This window comes from Streptomyces composti (genome assembly GCF_012034205.1).
GTDB lineage: Bacteria > Actinomycetota > Actinomycetes > Streptomycetales > Streptomycetaceae > Streptomyces > Streptomyces composti.
The window spans coordinates 1-1,086 of sequence record NZ_JAATEM010000081.1 but is presented as its reverse complement, the minus strand read 5'-3'; the positions used below and the strand labels follow the sequence as shown (position 1 = coordinate 1,086).

The 1,086-nt window shown below is 70.2% G+C and carries 1 protein-coding gene; it reads left to right on the top strand.

Annotation, left to right across the window (positions count from 1 at the left end; translation table 11 throughout):
- Positions 1 to 1,086 (top strand): acyltransferase domain-containing protein (locus HCJ93_RS29020; RefSeq protein ID WP_167998802.1); only part of this gene is annotated, 1,086 nt, incomplete at both ends.

Sequence of the window (1,086 nt, the reverse complement as noted above, 5' to 3'; positions counted from 1 at the left end):
CCCTGGCCCGGGACCGACCGGCCCCGCCGGGCCGGCGTCTCCTCGTTCGGCGTCAGCGGCACCAACGCGCACGCCATCATCGAAGAGCCCCCTGCCGTTACCGAACAGCAGCACCAGCCCACCGACCCGGGCGTCGTGCCGTGGGTGATCTCGGCCCGGACCGCCGACGCGCTGCGCGCTCAGGCACGGCAGCTCCGCGAATACGTCGAGCAGCGGCCCGAGTTGGACACCGCAGCCGTCGCCGACACGCTCGTCAACGGGCGGGCGCTGTTCGAGCATCGGGCGGTTGTCCTCGCCGAAGCTCCTGATGCCGTCGCCGCCGCGCTCGATGCGCTGGCCGCTGGGCAGCCTCACACCCATCTGGTTCAGGGCCAGGCCAAGCCCAGTGGGAAGACCGTGTTCGTGTTCCCGGGGCAGGGGACGCAGTGGGCCGGTATGGGTGCCGAACTCCTCGACTCCATACCTGTGTTCGCGGAGTCCATCGCCCGCTGTGAGGAGGCGCTCGCGCCTTACGTAGACTGGTCGCTGACCGAGGTGCTGCGCTCCGGCGCGGAGTTGGACCGGGTCGACGTCATCCAGCCCGTCACCTGGGCCGTCATGGTCTCCCTTGCCGCCACCTGGCAGCACCTGGGCGTCCGTCCTGACGCCGTGGTGGGCCACTCCCAGGGCGAGATCGCCGCCGCCGCTGTGGCCGGCGCCCTCACCCTGGAGGACGCGGCCAAGGTCGTCGCCGTACGCGCACGGATCATCGGTGAACACCTTGCCGGGCTGGGCGCCATGGCCTCCATCCCGCAGTCCGTCCAGGCGGTCGAGGAAATCCTGACCAGCGGTGTCAGCATCGCCGCCGTCAACGGCCCCAACACCACCGTGGTTTCAGGCGACAAGGACGCCGTGGAAACCCTGGTCGCGGACCTTCAGGGCCAGGACATCCGGGCCCGGATCATCCCCGTCGACTACGCCTCACACTCGGCCCACGTCGAGACCATCCAGGACGAGATCGCCACCGCCCTCGCTGGAATCGAGCCCCGTCGGTCAGACGTCCCGTTCTTCTCCACCGTAGAGCGCGGCTTCCTGAACACCGAGGCG